Source organism: Bradyrhizobium sp. P5_C11_2, from assembly GCF_054049755.1.
Genome location: NZ_JBFULT010000920.1, coordinates 1 through 1,734, shown reverse-complemented (window position 1 = coordinate 1,734; position 1,734 = coordinate 1). Strand labels below are relative to the sequence as shown.

The window sequence follows — 1,734 nt, the reverse complement described above, 5'->3', positions numbered from 1 at the left end:
GTTCAGATTCAGCCGATCACCAGGGCTGGCCGTCGCCAAACGACCAGTCCTCTTTGTCCACAAAGACCATGTTGATCATGATGTCGTCTGGACGGACGGCCAGCTTAGTTTTTAACTCATCGGCGACGAAACGGTAGAAGGCGAACTTCGTGTCTTTTTGGTTTCCGACAGTGCTGGTCACCTGGATCAGCATGAAGTCGGGAGACCGACTGAAGCCGAGAAATTTGGGATCATAAATGAGGTTGTCGGCGGTGTGCTCACCGACAACCACGAAGCGATCACCGTCGGGCGCCTTGAGGACATCGATTATGCCCCTGTAGACGATGTCGGCCACGGCGGCGCGGTATTCGGGGGTTTTACCTTGGATCAGATCGATACGTGCGAACGGCATTGCAGCCTCCTTCAGATTGAGTTTCGGATTGAGCTGGGTCGAGGGGGATGAGCGTTCAGGCCCGGTTATCGAGCTCGGGCACACCACTATTCCGGTCGGCGTAGGCGGCCAGAAAGGCTGGCCGGCGCTGCCAGCGCTGCCAGAAGGCATCGATGTGCTCGAAGCGCTCATCGAGCGGCGTGGCGTTCACCGGAAACTTCGAGAAGGCGATCGCGGTCGCCATCGTGATATCCGAGAACGTTGGCGCCTCGCCGCCCAGCAACCACTCGCGGCCATCGGCTAGATGGCGATCGACAAGCGCCGCGTGATTCAGCGCCACCTTGCGGGAATGCTCGCCCCACGCCGGATTGCTGGTCAGTTCCAGCTTCGGCCCGAGGCCTTGGTGCAGCACATGGAAGGCGGTGACGATGGGATAGAGGATGTGTACCCACACCCGGTTGTCCCACATCTGGTCGAGGCCCCGCTCGTGAGGCGTCGCACCCATGATCTTTCGACCCTCGAAAGTGTCGTCGAGGTAACGCGCAATGGCGGAGGTCTCGCTGAGGAAGGAACCGTCCGGGAGCCCCAAGGTCGGGGTCTCGCCCCACGGGTTCATCTTGAGATGTTTCCAGCCGCGCTGCTCGCCGACTGGCGACATATCGTAGATCGTTTCATCGAACCGATCGGCGATGCCTTTCTCATGCATGAAGATGCGCAAACGCTGCGGATTGGGAAAGGCCGAGGGGGAGGTGAAGAGCTTGAGTTTGTCGGTCATGGCGAGTCTCGCTTTGTGCTGGCAAGTCACCTGCCTGTCAGATGACAGGTAAACAACTACGACTCAAAACTTGCTCTGTCAACCCCTATCTGTCATATGGTAGGTACCATTCGAATATGGCGAAAACGATGAAAGAGAATGCGAAGGAAGCAATCCTGATGGCCGCGCGGGAAGCAGCGATGGCCTACGGCTATGGCGGCATAAATTTCCGCGATCTGGCGCAGACCGTGGGCATCAAGGCCGCCAGCATAAACTACTATTTCACCAACAAGGCCGCGCTCGGCGAGGCCGTTGCGAAGCGTTATTGGGAAGATATCGCCCGCGACCTGGACGCGATCTCGGCTGCGGCTCAAAGCCCGATCGCCGCCTTACGCCGGTATCCGGACATCTTCCGAGCGTCGCTTGAGCGCGATAATCGCATTTGCCTCAGCAGTTTTATGGCGACCGAATATGACGAACTTCCCGAAGCGGTGTTGAAGGAGGTTCAGGCTTTTGCTGACGTCAATGTCGCTTGGCTGAGCAAGCAACTGACCGCCGCGGAGGTGGTCGAGCCCAAGGAGAGTGAGGCAAGGGCTCGCGCCATTTATGC

3 protein-coding genes are annotated in these 1,734 nt (G+C 58.5%); 1 reads left to right on the top strand and 2 read right to left on the bottom strand.

What is annotated here, in order from left to right:
- Positions 1 to 16: 16 nt before the first annotated feature.
- Together ACXJL8_RS40295 and ACXJL8_RS40290 are read right to left on the bottom strand one after the other, a co-directional pair.
- Positions 17 to 391 carry a tautomerase family protein gene (locus tag ACXJL8_RS40295; protein WP_456622771.1) on the bottom strand — a complete coding sequence of 125 codons (375 nt, stop codon included), beginning with the start codon at positions 389 to 391 and terminating at the stop codon, positions 17 to 19.
- 55 nt (positions 392 to 446) lie between these two features.
- Positions 447 to 1,145 (bottom strand): glutathione S-transferase family protein, encoded by a 699-nt coding sequence (locus tag ACXJL8_RS40290; protein ID WP_456622772.1) that lies wholly within the window; start codon positions 1,143 to 1,145, stop codon positions 447 to 449.
- Positions 1,146 to 1,273: 128 nt separating this feature from the next.
- On the opposite strand from ACXJL8_RS40290, the gene ACXJL8_RS40285 reads away from it, so the two are divergent.
- Positions 1,274 to 1,734: TetR/AcrR family transcriptional regulator (locus ACXJL8_RS40285; RefSeq protein ID WP_456686952.1), on the top strand; the 461-nt coding region annotated here is incomplete at its 3' end.